17 protein-coding genes are annotated in these 18,379 nt (G+C 61.1%); 8 read left to right on the forward strand and 9 right to left on the reverse strand.

The features are described 5' to 3' along the window. Nucleotides 1–83: 83 nt before the first annotated feature. Together H096_RS29235 and H096_RS29240 are read left to right on the forward strand one after the other, a co-directional pair. Nucleotides 84–755: a membrane protein gene (locus tag H096_RS29235; protein ID WP_033902841.1), complete on the forward strand. Its 672-nt coding sequence runs from the start codon at nucleotides 84–86 to the stop codon at nucleotides 753–755. Between the two features lie 106 nt (nucleotides 756–861). Continuing rightward, nucleotides 862–2,475: an NAD(P)/FAD-dependent oxidoreductase gene (locus H096_RS29240; protein WP_033902746.1), complete on the forward strand. Its 1,614-nt coding sequence runs from the start codon at nucleotides 862–864 to the stop codon at nucleotides 2,473–2,475. 93 nt (nucleotides 2,476–2,568) lie between these two features. On the opposite strand, the gene H096_RS29245 is transcribed toward H096_RS29240, so the two are convergent. Continuing rightward, nucleotides 2,569–3,663 (reverse strand): PLP-dependent cysteine synthase family protein, encoded by a 1,095-nt coding sequence (locus H096_RS29245; RefSeq protein WP_033902747.1) that lies wholly within the window; start codon nucleotides 3,661–3,663, stop codon nucleotides 2,569–2,571. A gap of 216 nt (nucleotides 3,664–3,879) precedes the next feature. Here H096_RS29245 and nhaA point away from each other — a divergent pair, with 216 nt between their 5' ends. Next, a complete protein-coding gene (gene nhaA / locus H096_RS29250; RefSeq protein ID WP_033902748.1) occupies nucleotides 3,880–5,067 on the forward strand; it encodes a Na+/H+ antiporter NhaA in 1,188 nt (395 codons plus the stop codon). A gap of 702 nt (nucleotides 5,068–5,769) precedes the next feature. Here the strand turns inward: nhaA and H096_RS29255 are convergent. The 6 genes from H096_RS29255 to dinG form a co-directional block, all read right to left on the reverse strand. After that, entirely contained in the window at nucleotides 5,770–6,234 is a 465-nt protein-coding gene (locus H096_RS29255; protein WP_003189251.1) for a glycine zipper 2TM domain-containing protein, read from the reverse strand. A 271-nt stretch (nucleotides 6,235–6,505) separates the two neighbouring features. Next, on the reverse strand, nucleotides 6,506–7,153 hold the full coding sequence (pdxH, locus tag H096_RS29260) for a pyridoxamine 5'-phosphate oxidase (RefSeq protein ID WP_033902749.1): 648 nt from the start codon (nucleotides 7,151–7,153) through the stop codon (nucleotides 6,506–6,508). Nucleotides 7,154–7,180: 27 nt separating this feature from the next. Further along, nucleotides 7,181–8,338, reverse strand: a complete 1,158-nt coding sequence (locus H096_RS29265; protein WP_033902750.1) for an OmpA family protein — start codon at nucleotides 8,336–8,338, stop codon at nucleotides 7,181–7,183. A gap of 143 nt (nucleotides 8,339–8,481) precedes the next feature. Beyond that, nucleotides 8,482–9,627: an EstA family serine hydrolase gene (locus tag H096_RS29270; RefSeq protein WP_033902842.1), complete on the reverse strand. Its 1,146-nt coding sequence runs from the start codon at nucleotides 9,625–9,627 to the stop codon at nucleotides 8,482–8,484. An 82-nt stretch (nucleotides 9,628–9,709) separates the two neighbouring features. Next, nucleotides 9,710–12,007 carry a beta-galactosidase gene (locus H096_RS29275; protein ID WP_033902751.1) on the reverse strand — a complete coding sequence of 766 codons (2,298 nt, stop codon included), beginning with the start codon at nucleotides 12,005–12,007 and terminating at the stop codon, nucleotides 9,710–9,712. Nucleotides 12,008–12,096: 89 nt separating this feature from the next. Continuing rightward, nucleotides 12,097–14,241: an ATP-dependent DNA helicase DinG gene (gene dinG / locus H096_RS29280; protein ID WP_033902752.1), complete on the reverse strand. Its 2,145-nt coding sequence runs from the start codon at nucleotides 14,239–14,241 to the stop codon at nucleotides 12,097–12,099. A 99-nt stretch (nucleotides 14,242–14,340) separates the two neighbouring features. Here dinG and H096_RS29285 point away from each other — a divergent pair, with 99 nt between their 5' ends. Continuing rightward, nucleotides 14,341–14,805, forward strand: coding sequence for a CopD family protein (locus H096_RS29285; protein ID WP_010212384.1), 465 nt, complete (start codon nucleotides 14,341–14,343; stop codon nucleotides 14,803–14,805). Between the two features lie 79 nt (nucleotides 14,806–14,884). On the opposite strand, the gene H096_RS29290 is transcribed toward H096_RS29285, so the two are convergent. Together H096_RS29290 and H096_RS29295 are read right to left on the reverse strand one after the other, a co-directional pair. Next, entirely contained in the window at nucleotides 14,885–15,643 is a 759-nt protein-coding gene (locus tag H096_RS29290; RefSeq protein ID WP_033902753.1) for a collagen-like triple helix repeat-containing protein, read from the reverse strand. Between the two features lie 160 nt (nucleotides 15,644–15,803). Further along, nucleotides 15,804–16,499 carry an OmpA family protein gene (locus H096_RS29295; protein WP_033902754.1) on the reverse strand — a complete coding sequence of 232 codons (696 nt, stop codon included), beginning with the start codon at nucleotides 16,497–16,499 and terminating at the stop codon, nucleotides 15,804–15,806. Between the two features lie 190 nt (nucleotides 16,500–16,689). On the opposite strand from H096_RS29295, the gene H096_RS29300 reads away from it, so the two are divergent. Genes H096_RS29300 through H096_RS29315 form a run of 4 tightly spaced genes read left to right on the forward strand, consistent with a single transcriptional unit; the run spans nucleotide 16,690 to nucleotide 18,362 of the window. Beyond that, nucleotides 16,690–17,187, forward strand: a complete 498-nt coding sequence (locus H096_RS29300; protein ID WP_033902755.1) for a DUF6231 family protein — start codon at nucleotides 16,690–16,692, stop codon at nucleotides 17,185–17,187. 4 nt (nucleotides 17,188–17,191) lie between these two features. Continuing rightward, nucleotides 17,192–17,662 (forward strand): YchJ family protein, encoded by a 471-nt coding sequence (locus H096_RS29305; RefSeq protein ID WP_033902756.1) that lies wholly within the window; start codon nucleotides 17,192–17,194, stop codon nucleotides 17,660–17,662. A gap of 20 nt (nucleotides 17,663–17,682) precedes the next feature. Further along, the gene (locus H096_RS29310) at nucleotides 17,683–18,165 is read left to right on the forward strand and encodes an LEA type 2 family protein (RefSeq protein WP_016975046.1); all 483 of its coding nucleotides are present in this window, start codon (nucleotides 17,683–17,685) and stop codon (nucleotides 18,163–18,165) included. Continuing rightward, entirely contained in the window at nucleotides 18,162–18,362 is a 201-nt protein-coding gene (locus H096_RS29315) for an SEC-C metal-binding domain-containing protein (protein WP_003189235.1), read from the forward strand. Before H096_RS29310 ends, H096_RS29315 begins: the two co-directional genes overlap by 4 nt. Nucleotides 18,363–18,379: the final 17 nt, after the last annotated feature.

Here is an 18,379-nt window from a genome sequence, read left to right on the forward strand (position 1 = left end):
CAGAATTGCCTGAACCTCGCGGGCGGGGTTGTGGTGCGACGCAGGCCTGCGTAACGTGGCGGCACTTGTCTGGAGACTCGATGATGCGTGCCGCCCATACCCTTGCTCTACTTGCCTTGTTTCCCCTGTTTGGCGCCTGCCAGATGTTCGATAACGATCCGGCCAAGCCCTCTATTGCCGGGCTGACCCGCATGCAGGGCGAACTCACGGCAGTCGGCGGCAAACTGCTGTTCCAGCCGTGTGGCGACAAACGCAACTATGTGGTCAACGACACCGGCGGCACCAGCATCCTGCAGGAAGCGGCTTCTCTGGCCGGCGAGCAAGGCGCGTTGTTTGCCGACCTGCGCGGCAAATTCTCCGGGGTCGCCAGCGGCACCCAGGGCAGCGTCGACCTGCAACAACTCTACCGCGTCGAACGCTCGACCTCGGCCTGCAACGACCCCGACTTCAAACGCATGATTCTGCGCGCCAACGGCCACAAACCGACCTGGGTGATGAACGTCACCGCCAAGGGCCTGGTGCTGGAACGCGAAGGCCAGCCGCCACTGGCGGTGCCTTATGTGGAAGAACAAATCGGTGACGGCCGATTCAACCTGATGACCGAGGCCAATAATCAACACGTGGAATTGTGGGTGGCCCCGCAGCGTTGCGTCGACCCGGTCAGCGGCAGCCTGCAACACATGAGCGCCGAACTGCGCGTCAACGGCCAGGTGCAGCGCGGTTGTGCGTCGTTCGGCGGCTCGCGCGACGACTGACGCCACGCCGTGCTGTTTTAACATGACGGGAAACCGCCATTGGGGCTTATAATCGCCGGTTTGCAAAACAGCCGGCCTCCGAGCCCGCCGCCTACCGGATCCTGTCATGTTACGAATCACCGAACTCAAGCTGCCCATCGACCATCCCGAAGAAGACCTGCGGCCCGCCATCGTGCAGCGCCTGGGCATCGCCAGTGATGACTTGCTCGATTTCACCCTGTTCAAGCGTAGCTACGACGCCCGCAAGAAATCCTCGGAGCTGTGCTTCATCTACACCATCGACTTGAACGTGAAGGGTGAAGCCGCCCTGCTGCTCAAGTTCGCCGATGACCGCAACGTCAACCCGGCGCCGGATGTCAGCTACAAAGTCGTGGGCCAGGCGCCGGAAGGCCTCACGGAGCGTCCAATCGTGGTCGGTTTCGGCCCGTGCGGCATCTTCGCCGGCTTGTTGTTGGCGCAGATGGGCTTCAAGCCGATCATCCTTGAGCGCGGTAAGGAAGTGCGCCAGCGCACCAAGGACACCTGGGGCCTGTGGCGCAAAAGCGTGCTGAACCCAGAGTCCAACGTGCAGTTCGGTGAAGGGGGCGCCGGGACTTTTTCCGACGGCAAGCTGTACAGCCAGATCAAGGACCCGAAGTTCCACGGCCGCAAAGTCCTGCATGAGTTCGTAAAGGCCGGTGCGCCGGAAGAGATCCTCTACGTCAGCAAGCCGCACATCGGTACGTTCCGCCTGACCGGCGTGGTAGAGAACATGCGCGAGCAGATCATCGCCCTCGGCGGTGAAGTGCGCTTCGAACAGCGCGTGACCGACGTGCTGATCGAAGACGGCCAGTTGAACGGCGTCGTCGTCGATGGCGGCGAACAGATCCTGTCCAAGCACGTGATCCTGGCGCTGGGCCACAGCGCCCGCGACACGTTCCGCATGCTCCATGGCCGTGGTGTGTACATGGAAGCCAAGCCGTTCTCGGTGGGTTTCCGTATCGAACACCCGCAATCCTTGATCGACGCCGCGCGACTGGGCAAATACGCCGGCCACCCGAAACTCGGCGCGGCCGACTACAAGCTGGTGCACCACGCCAAGAACGGCCGTTCGGTCTACAGCTTCTGCATGTGCCCAGGCGGCACCGTGGTCGCAGCGACTTCCGAGCCGGGCCGTGTGGTCACCAACGGCATGAGCCAATACTCGCGTAATGAGCGCAATGCCAACTCCGGCATCGTGGTCGGCATCACGCCTGAGGTGGATTATCCGGGTAGCCCGCTGGCGGGTATCGAGCTGCAGGAACGCCTGGAATCCCACGCCTACGTCCTCGGCGGCAGCAACTACGAGGCGCCAGCACAACTGGTGGGGGACTTCATCGCCGGCAAGCCGTCGACGGCGATCGGCAGTGTGGAACCGTCCTACAAACCAGGTGTGTCCCTGGGCGATTTGGCGCTGGCCTTGCCGGACTTCGCCATCGAAGCGATCCGTGAAGCCTTGCCGGCGTTCGAAAAGCAAATCAAGGGTTACTCGCTGCACGACGCGGTGTTGACGGGTATTGAGACACGCACTTCGTCGCCGCTGCGGATCACCCGTAACGAATCGATGCAGAGCCTGAACGTGAAAGGCCTGTTCCCGGCCGGGGAAGGCGCCGGTTATGCCGGTGGGATTCTGTCGGCAGGCGTGGATGGAATTCGGATTGCTGAGGCGTTGGCGCTTGATATGTTGGCCAGCCAGGGCTGAAGCCTCGAGTTGTAAGCCACAAGCTGCAAGTTAAAAGCGGATAGGTCACCTGCTTTTTCTTGTAGCTTGGAGCTTACAACTTGCCGCTGCGTCTTAGATATTGGCGCGCAGGATGCTGTCCGGCAACGGCTCGCCCCGCTCGACACTGGCCGCAACGGCCGCAATCAACCCAGCCAATTCATAGCCCTGGGCGTCGAGCCAGGCCTGATCGTAGTAAGTCGTGGCATACCGCTCCCCGCCATCACACAAGATCGCCACAATCGAACCCGACTCCCCCGCCGCTTTCATTTGCTGCGCCGCCACCAGAGCGCCGACCAGGTTAGTCCCGCTGGAACCACCGACCCGCCGCCCCAACCGCTCAGCCAGGTAATGCATGGCCGCCAGCGACAGTGCATCCGGCACCTTGACCATCGCATCGATCACCTTGGGCAGAAACGACGCCTCGACCCGTGGCCGGCCAATGCCTTCGATGCGTGAACCACAGTCCAGGCGCAAGCTGGCGTCGCCACTCTGATAGAAATCAAAGAACACTGAACGCTCGGCATCGGCGCACAACACGCGTGTGCAGTGCTGGCGATAACGCACATAACGACCAAGGGTCGCGGTGGTGCCGCCAGTGCCGGGGCTGGAGATCAACCAGCTCGGTTCCGGATGCTGCTCGAAGCGCATCTGCTGGAAGATCGACTCGGCGATATTGTTGTTCGCCCGCCAGTCAGTGGCGCGTTCGGCGTAGGTGAACTGGTCCATGAAGTGACCGCCACTTTCACGCGCCAGGCGTTCGGATTCGGCGTAGATCTGCGTGGGATCCTGTACCAAGTGGCTCTTGCCGCCGTAGAAGGCAATCTGCGCGATCTTTTCCTGGGAGGTGGTGGCCGGCATCACCGCAATAAACGGCAAACCGAGCAAACGCGCGAAGTAGGCTTCGGAAATTGCCGTCGAACCGCTGGAGGCCTCGATCACCGGTGCGCCCGGCTTGAGCCAACCGTTACACAGCGCGTAGAGAAACAGTGAGCGGGCAAGTCGGTGTTTGAGACTGCCAGTGGGGTGGCTGGACTCGTCCTTGAAGTACAACTCGATACCCGGCAACCCCGGCAGCGGCAACGGGATCAGGTGCGTGTCGGCACTGCGCTGGAAGTCGGCTTCAATAATGCGAATGGCTTCGCGGGCCCAGGGACGGTGGTCGCTCATGGAGGGTTTCTCTGAAGGTGTAAGCCCTGATTTTAGGGGGTTTCCTACGTGTCACACAGATACAGTACCGACTCAATCGGACACACAATTGCTAGGCTTAGACGCAACGTCATGCCAAACAGCTTCTTATAACAAATAAGAATATAACTTTTGTTTTAACAACTAACGGTACGGGTTAGGGTACCCACCTATTGAATCTGGATTGGAGAGCATCCCTTGCCTCTGCGTAGCACTTTTACCCGTTTCTTCCAGCTGGAAGCCGCCAGCGGTCTGTTGTTGATCGCGGCTGCCGCCTTGGCGTTGATCATCAACAATTCACCTTTTTCGCACCTGTACGAGGCGTTTCTCGACGTACCGGTGGTGGCACAGGTCGGCGCGTTGAAAATCGCCAAGCCGGCCTTGCTGTGGATCAACGACGGCCTGATGGCCCTGTTCTTCCTGCTGATCGGCCTGGAGGTCAAGCGTGAACTGCTCGACGGCCACCTGTCCAAGCCCTCGCAAGTGGTGCTGCCCGGCGCGGCGGCTATCGGCGGCATGGTCGTGCCGGCGCTGATCTACTGGGCGATCAACAAGGATTACCCCGCCGCACTCTCCGGCTGGGCGATCCCCATGGCCACCGACATTGCCTTCGCCCTCGGCGTGCTGGCCTTGCTCGGCAAGCGCGTGCCGGTGTCGCTGAAGCTGTTCCTGATGACCCTGGCGATCATTGACGACCTGGGGGCGATCATTGTGATCGCGGTGTTCTACTCCGCCGACCTGTCCGGCGCTGCCCTTGCAGGCGCGGGTGCGTGCTTGGTTGCCTTGATTGCGATGAACCGCCTGGGCGTCATCAAGCTTGGGCCTTACCTGATCATCGGACTGATCCTGTGGGTCTGCGTGCTCAAGAGCGGCGTGCATGCAACGCTGGCCGGCGTGACATTGGCCTTCTGCATCCCCATGCGTACCAAGAACGCCGAGCCCTCGCCGCTGCTCACGCTGGAACACGCCCTGCACCCATGGGTGGCCTACGGCATCTTGCCGCTGTTTGCCTTCGCCAACGCCGGCGTATCCCTGACCGGCGTCAGCCTGGAAAGCTTCACCCACCACGTGCCCATGGGCATCGCCGCTGGCCTGCTGATCGGCAAGACCGTCGGTGTGTTTGGCCTTACTTGGCTGGCCATCAAGACCGGCCTCGCCGCCCTGCCCAGCGGTGCGAACTGGGGGCAGGTGTTTGGTGTGGCGATCCTGTGTGGGATCGGCTTTACCATGAGCCTGTTTGTCGGTTCGCTGGCATTTGTGCCGGGTGCCAGTGAGTTTGCCGGTGAGGACCGGATGGGGATTTTGACGGGATCGATTCTGGCGGCGTGTATTGGTTATGCGGTGACGGCGATGGCGAGTCGTAAGAAGGCCACGCTTCAGGGTTGAACTGACAGACCGAAAACCAAAAAGCCGCCTCGGATTGACCGAGGCGGCTCCACTTCTCAGACCTTACAGGTCATCGAAGCTGTCTCGCAGGAACTTCCATACGTGATAAGCACGCAGACAGTTCACTACGAGTTCCACATACGTCGTGCAAACTTCGACATACTCGGCCCCCTTACGTTGGGCCTACCTCCAGCACACTTACCGGAACACGTGGCCTTTGGATGCAGGTCAATGCATCTTTGAGGCGGCCGGGTTGATGGGCCTTCCGCGTGAATCCGGCACGGATTACTAGCCCGTGGCGGTCAGTCCAAGAATTCGCGCGCGTGCCCGGCTCACCTAAAAGCAACAAACGTAGAACAGGGAAGAGCCTAACGGATATCCCAAATGAAGGTGTGACGAACAGTGATCAAATATCCAGTACTCTTGTGAGATCTATTGCAAGTTTTTGCTGCGCTCGTGGTCTATCTCCCAACCTTGCATGACAGTATGACCAGGGGTAATATCGGGCTGCAGGTCAATGCATCTTTGAGTCGCATCCCCAGCTGCTAGCTGGATATGCAATAAAAAACCGCCCTACTAAGGCGGTTTTTTATTGCCTGCGTTTTTGCATTTAGCCCGGCCGCCACCTAAAAATGCCCGCCCAGAAAACCAAAAACCCCAACCAGTCACCCGGTTGGAGTTTTGTGTTTCTACAACCCGCGCTTAGCGAGTAACGCGGCTGGTGCCATCAACGGTCATGATGCGCACGCGGTCACCAATGCGGAAGATTTCATTCTCCTGCACAGCCTGCACGTAGGCGCGCATGCTGCCGTCGTCTTCGCGGACGGTGATTTCCACACCTTGGGTGCGGGTCAGCCCTTCTTCGGTGGCCGAACCCAACAGGCCGCCAGCAACAGCGCCGATCACGGCGGTCACGATGCTGCCACGGCCACCGCCGATGGCGCTGCCGCCAACACCGCCGATGACTGCGCCGGCAGCGCCGCCGATTGGGGTCTTGGTGCCTTCGATCTTCACAGGACGCAGGGATTCGATGGTGCCCATGCGCACGGTCTGTACACGACGCGCTTCGTCACGGGAGTACGAGTCGCCGGTCAGACTCGAGGCGCAGCCACCCAGCAGCAACGACAGCGTGGTAAAGCAGGCAACCAGTAAAACGGACTTACGCATAGCATCAACTCCAAAGGACAGGTGGTCATTAAACGCTGCAGATTGCCGCCTGTCACGGCAAGCACCGCAGAAAATTGCTTTCATTCAGCCTGAGTACAGACTGACCGCACCAGAAAAATCGACGAACGGTAGCGTACCCCCTTCAAGGATTACTTTGATTGTAGTCGCGACAGTCGCCAGGAACACCACACAGCACTACACGCCCGAAGCCTCTGGTATAGAGACTTCAGCGTGATAGGCAACATTCAGGTGAAGTGACGAAAGGTGCAGCTCAGGGCGCCAAGCGCTCGCGGGTCCAATCGGCCCCTTGCAGGCGATAGTTCAGGCGGTCGTGCAAGCGGCTGGCACGACCTTGCCAGAACTCGATGCGCTCCGGCAGCAAGCGATAGCCACCCCAATGCTCGGGGCAGTCGGGCTGGGTGTCGCTGAAACGCTGCTCGGTGGCCTTGAGCAGGTCGTGCAGTTCCTCGCGGTCACGAATGACCTGGCTCTGCGGAGACGCCCAGGCACCCAGGCGGCTGCCCAGCGGGCGGACCTGATAATAAGCGTCCGACTCTTCAGCCGTGACCTTGACTACCCGCCCCTCGATGCGCACTTGGCGCTCCAGGGTCGGCCAGAAGAAGGTCATGGCCGCAAACGGCCGCGCCGCGAGCTGTTGGCCCTTGGCACTCTGATAGTTGGTGAAGAAGGTAAAGCCCTGCGCGTCCAGGCCCTTGAGCAACAGGATGCGGCAGTGCGGTCGACCGTCCTGGTCGACCGTGGCCAAGGTCATGGCATTAGCTTCCACCGGTGGCTGCTCGGTTTTCACCGCGTCGGCAAACCACTGGTGGAACAAGGCAAACGGCTCGCTCGGGGCCTGGGCCTCGCTCAAACCATCCCGTGTGTAGTCACGGCGCATATCGGCCAGTGCCTGGGTCATGCGGCTTTATCCTTCTGGCTCAGCGGATCAGTTTTTCGCCTGGTCGTTGGCCGGTGCAGCGGCCTTGGCTTTGGCCGGCGCTGGCTTTTTGGCAGCTGGCTTGGCCGGAGCTTTTTTGGCGGCTGGCTTGGCGGCGGCTTTCTTGGCGGCTGGCGCCTTTTTAGCTGCAGCCTTGGCCGCTGGGGCAGGTGCTGGAACGTCCTGCACTGCAACCATCTCGGCGACAGGCGGGGTCTTGCCCGACTGGTATTTGCTCAACAGCGCCAGCATGGTGGTGCGCTGAGTGAACATGATTTCCATACGACGGTTCAGGGCACGGCCCTGGTTGCTGTCGTTGGCGGCACGTGGCATCAGGTCGCCCATGCCACGCAGCATCAGACGATCCTGCTTCAGGCCGCTGAGGCTGAAGATCGACGCGATGGATTGTGCACGTTCCTTGGTCAGCGCCTGGCTGGCTGGGGCAGTGCCCGTTGCGTCGACGTGGCCCAGTACCAGCACGGCGGTCTTGGGATCGGCTTCTACAGCCTTGGCAACACGGGTGAACGGACCGAGGGTGACCGGCAGCAACATGGCTGGGCGTTTCGGGTTGTAGGAACCGTCTACCGGGGCAATCACGACGAGCACGTTGTCGCGACGTTCCAGTTGCAGGTTGCTGTCCTTGATGGCGGCGCGCAGGCGCGGCTCATAGTCGTCCAGCCAGGCCTGGGTGATTTTTGGATCCGGCATCGGCACGTTGGTCACGTCGACCTTGGCCAACGGCTTGGGTTTGCTTTCGAACGGCCACCACCATTTGGTTTCGGTGTCGTTCTTGGCGACAGCTGGGGCGGCGGCAGGGGCTGGCTCGGCGGCCTTGAGGTCGGCTTTCAGGTCGGCCTTGGCATCGGCGGCCTTTTCGTCGGCGCTCTTGGAAGAGAACGGCCACCAGCTGGAACCGGTGTCAGCCTTGGCAGCTGGAGCGGGAGCGGCAGCAGCGGCTACCGGGGCGGCAGGCTTGGCGCCGGCAGCGGGCTTGGCGTCCGGTTTAGCGTCCGGCTTGGCATCGGTTTGGGTCACTGCATCCTTGGTGGCGGCCTTATCAGATCCAAATGACCACCAATGCCCGCCTTCGGCATCATTTTGTGGAGTTTGTGCGCAGCCGGTAATAGTGAGGCATAGCGCCAGTGCCAAGGACTTGTTCGATAACATGAGATATCCACAAAATGAGAAAAGAAACGGGGGTCTGGATGACCCGTTAAACAGACGCTTACAGAACATTAAAGTTACATCGTTTCGTTCAGCGCCTTCTTATAGTTGCCTTTGTAACAAAAAAACGTGAAACAGCAAGGGGTTTACAGACAACCGGCCAATATTCCGACCAACTTCTGTGCCCGCGGGTCCATAAGTACATAGGGACCCAATGTATTAGTCACAAAACCAAACGCTACATCATGCTCTGGGTCGGCAAACCCGACCGAGCCGCCCGCCCCAGGATGCCCGAATGCACGCGGGCCAAGGCCAAAGGTGGCATTGGGCAGCTGCGGTTGGTCCAACATGCAGCCCAGGCCAAAACGGGTTTGTGTCAATAATGTTTTATCCGGCCCGATACTGTGTTCGCGGGTCAATTGTTCAAGCATGTCGGCTTCGAGCAAACTACCGTCCAATAAGCCACTATAAAAGCCCGCCAGGCTACGTGCATTACCGTGACCATTTGCCGCCGGCTGCTGCATACGGCGCCATTCAGGTTTGTTAGTGCTGGTCAGAATAGACGGTGGATTAGCAAATGCACGGGTCGTCATGGCCGTGGGTTCACGCATCATTACTTGCAGTAAACGTTGTGCCGCTTCATCGCCCATATTGCCTTTGCTACGCGCTATATGTGCCACGCGATAAAACTCTGCATCCGCCAGGCCCACATGGAAGTCCAGCCCCAGTGGCCGCGCAACCCGCGCCACGATGGATTCTCCCGGCCCACGCCCATCGGCACGACGCAGCAACTCACCCACCAGCCAGCCGTAGGTGATCGCCTCGTAGCCATGACCTTGGCCAGGTGTCCACCACGGGGCTTCGGCCGCCAGGGTATCGACCATCAGTTGCCAGTCGTACAAAGCCTCGGTCGGCAGCATTTCGCGGATTGCCGGCAACCCGGCCTGGTGGCAAAGCAACTGGCGCAGGGTGATGGATTCTTTGCCCGCTGCAGCAAATTCCGGCCAATAGTTGGCAACCGGTGCGTCCAGTTGCAACTTGCCTTCGGCCACCAATTGCAGCGCCGTCACGGCGGTGAAGGTCTTGGTGCAGGAGAACAGGTTGACGATGGTGTCACTGTGCCAGGCCTCGGCACCGTCCTTGTCGGCGGTGCCGGCCCACAGGTCGACGACGGTTTCTCCGCCTATCTGGATACACAGCCCGGCACCACGCTCCTGCGGGTCATCGAACAACGCGGCAAAGGCTTCCCGTACCGCTTCGAACTGGAGTTCGTAATGACCCTGGATCTGCACCTGAACACCCTCGGACAACACAGCAAAAAGTGGCCGACATTGTTCCAGTACTGGTGGGTTTTGTGAACCCGTCAGCCCTCAATCAATGACCATTCCCTGAGTGCCCGCCCGCATGCCCAGCGCCCTGCCCCGGGCCTTTGCCTTCGTGCCCGGCCCTGCCGCCTTCGCTTTCACGCACAGCGCCCGCCGCCTTGGCCTTTTCCGCTTCCTTGCCCAGTTGATCGACCGCCGCCAGGTTGCTTTTGCGCACGCTGTCGACAAAACCCTGGAACGGCACATCGGTGATGCCCACCAGGCCAAAGTGGCCATTTTCGCCGTCCAGCAGACGCCCGGTTGCCGGCTGATCCAGGTATTGGAACCAATGCACGCCGACAATCGACGGTTCAGCCATGGCCTGCTTGAGGAAGTTGCCGTACGCCACACCGCGATCCTCTTCCCTGGCCAACTGTGTCACGCCCCCCCAGAACGGCCCACGGTCAGCCGAGCCGAAGTTGAATTCGGTGATCAGCACTGGCTTGTCCAGCGCACGCAGGGCAGCGAAGTCATAACCGTCCTGCGGCTTGAGGGTGTACATGTTGAAGCTCAGCACATCGCAATACTGGGCGCAGGACGCCACGGCTTCCGGCGTACTCACCGCGAAACGACCACCCAGCAGCAGTTGGTTGGGCGCATGCCATTTCAGCGAGTCGGAAATGGTCTTGAAGTAAGCATCGGCGAAGGTCTTCTGGAAGTATTTGAAGTCCGCTTCGATTTCCGGGTGCTCAGGGTTGGGCACCGGTGGTTCGAAGCCTGGGTCTTCCATGAGCTCCCAGCCTTTCAATTCGATGCCCCAGGCTTTCGACAGGCCTTCTTCGTTGCGGTACTTGTCGCGCAGTTGCTTGAGGAACGCGCGCTTGGCCGGAACGTCAGTGGTCATGCGCAAGGTGCCGTAGGCCAAGGCATAGCGGGATTTCGGATCATCACCAGGGCCGGCCCAGGCCAACTCGTTGTCGGCAAAGAAACCGATCAACCATGGGTCATCACGGTGATCGCGAGCGGCGATAGCGACGGCGCGCTCGGTGGCCATGGCGAAACGCGGGTCGAACGGGTCGGGCATGCCGCCCCACCAGTCGGTGCCGGTGCTGATGCTGGTGTAGTCGCCGACGATCGACAGCGGCAAGGTGTAGGGCACGCGATCGGCACGGGCGAGATCGTCGTCGCTCCAGTTGCCCACGGTGTTGAAACCCCAGGCTTGCAGGCGATCGAGGGTGTGAGTGGTCCAGCGCTTCTGGTCAAACCCGTCACCGCCGTAGGTGCGTTGCAGGTTGGCGCCGTAGAAATCGTACCAGCGCCCGGCGCCAAAGCTGCGGCCTTCCCCCGCACCGTTGCCGGTGCGGTTGTCGCCGCTGCCGTAATACTTGTCGAACGGTTCGCCAGCCTTGGGCAGTGCTGCGAACATCCATTCACGGCCGGACACGTAGGTCTGGTTGTTGTCCGGGGCCACGGTATTAACGCCCAGCGAATAGAACGGATGCCCCTCCGGCGTCACCAGGTACCAACGCCCGTCGCGCTTCTCGGTGCGGAAAAAGCCGCTGGCGTCGAAGGCCGGGCCTTTGTTCCAGCCGCCGAACTTATCCAGCGACGATTTCTCTCGCGTGGCCAGCCAGCCCTGGAGCTGCTGTTGCTCCTTGGCTGCTGCGGCCTTGAGTTGTTCGTCGCTGCTGACTTTTTCCGGCCAGCGGGCACGGGTGGATTGACCATAGGTATCCACCAATTCGCTGTAGGCGGCCTTCAAGACCGGCTCGCTGTCCTGCACGCCAAAGCGCTCCAGCAGGATGCTTTGGGCGGCGTTGGGCTTGATCATAGACAGCGTCACCGAGACCACCTGGCTACGGTCGATCTCGCCCGCGCTGCTGGCCAGCAATACGCGCTGGCCGTCTACGGTGATCGGCATCGGCGGGCCGGCCTTCATGCCCTGGCTCAGCGGCGAGTTGGCCTGCAACGGGACCAGCAGGGTCTGGGCCGGGCCCGCCGGCAGGTCGATGCGACTGACCAGAGTGCGGCCATCACTGCTCTGCACTTTCACGTAGAGCGTCAGCGCCCAATCCATCGCACTCTGGATGCGCAGGCTCATGGCCCCCGACTGAGACCAGTCCCAGGCGCCCGTCTGCGGGCTGAGCACCAGGCTGGGTTCGGCAGCCGGGTTGAAGGTGATGCGGCGTAGCACTTCGCCTTCAGGTGTCTGTTCAGCGTTGTACTGCGGCAGGCTGGCGTCCTGGGTCGCCACCTTGACCACATCGGCAGGCCGGACGAAATTGAACAGAGTCTGTTGCCCGGCGGGCGCGGCCAGCAAGGGCGCGGCGAACAGCAGGGCAAAAAGAGCGGGCAGCGTGCGAATCATACGAGCAAGGTTCTCCCAGACGGCCGATGAATGGCCTGATGAAATACAGTGAGATAGGCCACGAAGTGGGCGAATCCGCCCACGGTGGCTTAAGAAATTTCGCGCCTGAACGGCGGCAACGCATTAAGGATAGCCTTGCCATAGCGCTGGGTGACCAATCGGCGGTCGAGCAAGGTGATGGTGCCTCGGTCCTCTTCAGTACGCAGCAAGCGACCGCAGGCCTGGACCAGCTTCAAGGAAGCATCCGGCACCGAGATTTCCATGAACGGGTTACCGCCCCGTGCTTCGATCCATTCGGCCAACGCCGCCTCGACCGGATCATCCGGCACCGAGAACGGGATCTTGGCGATCACCACGTGCTCACAGTAGGCACCTGGCAAATCCACCCCTTCGGCGAAACTCGCCAGGCCAAACAGCACGCTGGAATCCCCGCCATCCACCCGCGCCTTGTGTTTGTTCAGGGTTTCCTGCTTGGACAGGTTGCCTTGGATAAACACCTGCTTGCGCCAGTCACGGTCGAGGCCGTCGAACACGTCCTGCATCTGTTTGCGCGACGAGAACAGCACCAGCGTTCCGCGTGAACCTTCTACCAACTCCGGCAGATCACGGATGATCGCAGCGGTGTGCGCTGGCGCGTCGCGCGGGTCTGCCTTGAGGTCCGGCACTCGCAACACACCGGCGTCGGCGTGATGGAACGGGCTTGGCACCACCGCAGTGACAGCCTTTTTCGGCAGGCCGGCACGCATGCGGAAGCGGTCGAAGGTGCCTAGGGCGGTCAGCGTGGCCGAGGTGACCAGGCAGCCATAGGCCACGTTCCACAGGTTGCGGCGCAGCATCTCGGCCGCCAGGATCGGGCTGGCATTGACCTCGATGTCGAACAACGCACCGCTTTCCGACAGGGTCAGCCAGCGCGCCATGGGCGGGTTGTCTTCCGGGTCTTCAACGGTGAAGGCTGTCCACAATTCCCAGTTGCCCTGGGAACGGGACAACAGGCTGCCGAACAGCGGGTACCACTCCTCGGCCTGGTTGCTGGCGATGCCGATGTTGACCTCGCCGTCCATGCCCTCTTTAAGCAGGTCGGTGAGGCGGGTGAACAGATCAGTCAGGCGTGAGAAACCCTTCTTCAGCTCAATGCCCATTTCGCGCATGTGCTCGGGAATCAAACCGCCGACGAACCGATGGCGCGGCCGCTCACGGCCTTCGACGTCTTCGCCGGGTTTGAAATCCGCCACCTGCTCGCAGGCGCTGAACATGAATTGCTGCTGGGTCTTGATCTCCCGCGCCAGCTCCGGCACCTGTTCGATCAGCTTGCCCAGGTCGCCGGGCAGCGGGTGCTGGGCGAGCAACTTGGTGAGGTTCTTCGCGGTGGTTTCCAGCCAGTCGGCAGTGGAACGCAGGCGCGTGTAGTGGGCGAAATGGCCGATGGCCTTGTCGGGAAGGTGATGGCCTTCGTCGAAAACGTAGAGGGTGTCACGCGGGTCGGGCAGCACGGCGCCGCCGCCCAGGGCCAGGTCGGCCAGGACCATGTCGTGGTTGGTGACGATCACATCAACCTTGCCCATGCCTTCGCGGGCCTTGTAGAAAGCGCACTGACCGAAGTTGGGGCAATGGCGGTTGGTGCACTGGCTGTGGTCGGTGGTCAGGCGTGCCCAGTCGGCATCCTCCAGGGCAGTGGGCCAACTGTCGCGGTCGCCGTCCCATTTATTACCGGCGAGTTTCTCGATCATGCTGGTGAACAGCTTCTGGCTGACTTCATCCACCTCGATCTTGAAGCCTTCTTCTTCAAACAGCGACGCCGTAGCGGTTTGCGCGTGGCCTTCCTGCAATAGCACGTCAAGCTTGGACAGGCACATGTAGCGCCCACGGCCCTTGGCCAAGGCGAAGGTAAAATTCAGGCCGCTGTTGCGCATCAGGTCGGGCAGGTCTTTGTAGACGATCTGCTCTTGCAGGGCGACGGTGGCGGTGGCGATCACCAGGCGCTTGCCGGCGGCCTTGGCGGTGGGGATCGCAGCCAGGCTGTAGGCCACGGTCTTGCCGGTACCGGTGCCGGCCTCGACGGCCACGACCGCGGGCTCACCCTCGCGGCGACCTTCGTCGTCGGTGTCGATATCCCCGAGGACCTTGGCCACTTCGGCGATCATCAGGCGTTGGCCATAGCGCGGTTTCAAGCTCTTGGCTTCGAGAAAACGCGAATAGGCGCCCTGGATCGTGGTTTTGAGTTCAGTGCTGATCATGGATAGTCGGGCGCAAAAAACGCTGGATAAATTTTCAGTGGTTCGGATCGGCGGCTATCATACCCCGCTAATGAATCCCGCGCAGAACGGAGTACCACAATGACCGCGTTTAGCCTCGCTTACACCCTGCATGTATTGGCCGCCCTGGTATGGGTCGGCGGTATGTTTTTCGCCTGGATGATCCTGCGCCCCGCCGCTGTGGCGGCACTTGAGGGTCCTGCCCGCCTCAGGTTGTGGGCGAATGTGTTTCAACGTTTTTTCGTGTGGGTGTGGGTCGCGGTGGCGATTTTGCCGATCAGCGGCATAGGCCTGCTGCAGTTGCGCTTCAACGGCTTTGAGACAGCACCGCGTTATGTGCAGGTGATGATGGGGTTGTATCTGGTGATGACGGCGTTGTTTATCCGTATCCAGGCGTTGAAATTCCCGGAATTGCGCACGGCGGTGGCGGCTGAGGATTGGCCGGCGGGGGCTGCGGTGCTGGGGCAGATCCGCCGGTTGGTGGGAATTAACTTGATCGTGGGGTTGGTGGTGGTGGCGATTGCTTCGGCTCGACCGATGCTTTGAATGCAGCAGCAAGTTTCAAGCTACAAGCTGCAAGCCTTTATCTTGTGGCTTGTAGCTTGTGCCTCACAACTGCGGCTCTTTAGAGCCGCTGAATAGTCACAGTACCCGCAGGCCCAGCCGCCCCCGGCTGCCCTTCCAACCCTGGGCGGCCCTTTTCGCCGCCATCAGCGCGATACACCAGGCAGCCTTTGGACTGGCCACCCTTGCCCGGCTTACCCGCCGTGCCGGCCAAACCGCCGGGACCACCGTCCACCCAGACCTTGATCTGCTGCGCCGGGAAGTCCTGCGGCAACTCGACCCGCACCTGCGCGCCGGACGCGCCAGGCAAGCCATCACCGCCGTTGTCACCATTGGCACCGCGACCGGCCGAACCCCAGGTGCAACCTGGGTCCACGCCATTGGCACCGTCCAGCCCGGCATAGCCTTGGGCACCGGCGCCGCCACGGGCGTCGACTGAAAGTTCTTCTGCTGACAGGGAATTGATGCGCAAGGTCAGGTCACGCCCGGCCTTGGCCGGTTTTTCATGGGTGCCAGGCGCGCCGCGCGAGGTGATCTGGCTGCCGTGGTCCAACTGCGCATGGCGCACCTGCAATTGCAGCGCGGTGTTGCCGGGCACAATGGCGATGCGCGCATCGCGGCCCAGGTGCAGTTCATCCACCGAAACCTGGCTGATAGTGGCAGGGATCAGCAAGGTGCCGTAATCCGCCACATCCAAGCGCTCCAGTTGCAACACGCTGGTGCTGCTGGGCAGGCGCATCAACGAGTTGGTTTCCACACTGACGCTTTGAGCCAGGGCAACAGGGCTGACCAACAGGGCCAGCAGTAAAACCTTACGCATCGTGGAGCTCCCCTGAATTCTTTTAAAAAATATTTCTAGTTTTTCTTTGGACGCACAGTAACGACTTCCACAGGCGCTTTGCCAGTGAAGGATCAAAAAAGTTAATAAAGGGGGAGGATTGGCAGCAATGCCCCTGTGGATCCCACAGGGGCAAGGGCCGTCAGCGGTTGATCTGGATTTCCGTGCGACGGTTCAGGGCGCGGCCTTCAGCGGTTTTGTTGTCGGCTACCGGATGGCTTTCGCCCGCGCCGGTCACCGAGACAAAGTTACTGCGCGGTACACCCGCACCGATCAGGTACTCCGTGACCGAATGGGCGCGTTTTTCCGAAAGTTTCTGGTTGTAGGCGTCTTTGCCGACGCTGTCGGTGTGGCCACTGACCCGCAACTGGGCGCTCGGGGCTTCCTGTTTCAAGCGCGTGGCGATGGTGTCGAGCTTGGTTTTATCCGCCGCCGTCAGCTTGGCCGAGTCGAACTGGAAGTGCACATCGCGGATCACGATGGTTTCTTCCTTGACCACGACCACTTCTTCAACCACGGCCGGTGGCGGTGTCGGTGGGCAACCATTGGCATCCACCTGCACGCCTTTTGGCGTGCCTGGGCACTTGTCACGGCTGTCCGGCACACCATCGCCGTCTTCGTCGCCATCGCCGTGCACCCAGCAATACGCACCCGCCATGCCGCCGATCAGCAGAGCACCTGCGCCGGCATAGGCCGAACTTTCCGTAGCACCGATCGCCGCACCGGTCACACCGCCAAGGGCGGCGCAGGTGGGCCAATCGGTTTTTTGCAAACCTGCGCAACCTGTCAATACTCCGGTTAGCAGAACCAAGGGTAGAGCTGTCCGCATGATGCTCATCTGATTTCTCCTGAGGGGATCGGCGGGGGCCGATGGGTGGAGTAAAGACCGCTCTTTTCATCTGCGCCACTACGCCGCGCCCCTGTATTCATTGACGATCGCCGCATTCATGGGACTTTTCTCGGCCGCCCGCTCTAGGCCCGCACGCTCAGCCGCGCTAGTCTCTAGGGTCCTGATGTGAGGATCTCTGATGATCGCCGGTATTTCTGCCCGTACCCCCCAGCAAGCCTTGGCCGCCTTGCTCGACCTGCACCAGCCCAAACGCCTGTTGCTGTTGGGCGCCAGCCAGTTCCCGGCGCTGGAGGCTTTTCAACAAGCCCACCCGGATACCCAAGTGTCCGTCGCGCAGCCCGGCGCGTTGCCCACGGAGCTTGCCGCACAGCGGTTTGACCTGGCACTGGTGGTGGACTGCCTGGAGCACCTGTCAAAACCGCAAGGCCTGACCCTGCTCGGCGGCATCCGCAACCTGAATGCCAGCCGCATTGCGGTGCTGGTGGACCTGGCCGCCTGCGACTGGAAGGACACCGACTTCTTCTCCCTGGCCCTGCAGGCTGGCGAGCGCTTCCAGCGCGACGAGCAGGTTCTGACGCTGTTTACCTATGATCTGCTTGACTATAAACAGGTGCCGGACTGGCTCAACGCCCGCTTCTGGGCCAACCCGGAAAACTTCGGAAAGTATTGGTGGTAACCCGATGAGTACATCCATTTGCCCCTGCGGCAGTGGCAACCTGCTGGATGCCTGCTGCGGCCATTATCACGCCGGGCACCCGGCGCCCTGCGCCACCGCGTTGATGCGCTCGCGCTACAGCGCCTATGTGCTAGGCCTGGTGGACTACCTGGTCGCCACCACCCTGCCCGCGCAACAGGCCGGTCTGGACCGTAACGCCATCGCCGCCTGGAGTGCCCAAAGCACCTGGCTCGGCCTTGAGGTGGAAAGCTCCGAGGTGTTCGGCGGCCAGCCGGAACACGCTTTCGTGACCTTCACCGCGCGCTGGCATGACAGCACTGGCGAACATAGCCACCGCGAGCAGTCTTCTTTCGTACAGAATGACGGGCGCTGGTACTTCATCGACCCGACAGTGGAAGTGAAGGCCGGGCGTAACGATGCCTGCCTGTGCGGCAGCGGGCAGAAATTCAAGAAGTGCTGTTCCAGCTACCTCTAAACCCTCAAAGGATTAACGCCATGCTCCGGATGTACAGCTTGCTTCTGGCGTTGACCCTTGGCCTGACCGGCTGCGCGTCGTGGTTCGAAGATGATTCCCCGCCGCCCCACGTGTCCCTGGTCAAAGTCGAAGTGGTGCGCGCCAAGTTGCTGGAGCAGAAATTCAAGCTGTACTTTCGCGTGGACAACCGCGACGACGCCGACCTGACCGTGCGCGGCCTGATCTACAAGGTCACCCTGGATGATTTTGTGCTGACCGAAGGCGAGTCCAATGAATGGCTCACCGTACCGCCGCGCAGTCATAAGTTTTTCCGGGTGTCGGTGCGCACCAACCTCTGGCCGCAGATCCGCGATGTGGTGCAGATGCTGAAAAATCCCGACCGGCCGGTGCCATATCGCCTGGAGGGTGAGCTGAAAACCGGATTATTCATCGGTTATGACGTGCAGGTGAACCACAATGGCGAGATAATCCCCGGCGATTTTATTCCGGAGCGACATCGATGACTCAGCAACCCCATGTCCATGGTCCTGACTGCAACCACGATCACGATCACCATGATCACGACCACGGCCATGTCCACGGCCCGAACTGCGGCCACGCTCACCAGGAGCCAGTGCGCAACGCCTTGAAGGACGTGGGTCGCAATGATCCTTGCCCATGCGGCAGCGAAAAGAAATTCAAGAAGTGCCACGGGGCGTAAGGCCCTGACCCCGGAGG

The organism is Pseudomonas sp. FH1, from assembly GCF_000510895.2.
GTDB lineage: Bacteria > Pseudomonadota > Gammaproteobacteria > Pseudomonadales > Pseudomonadaceae > Aquipseudomonas > Aquipseudomonas azotoformans_A.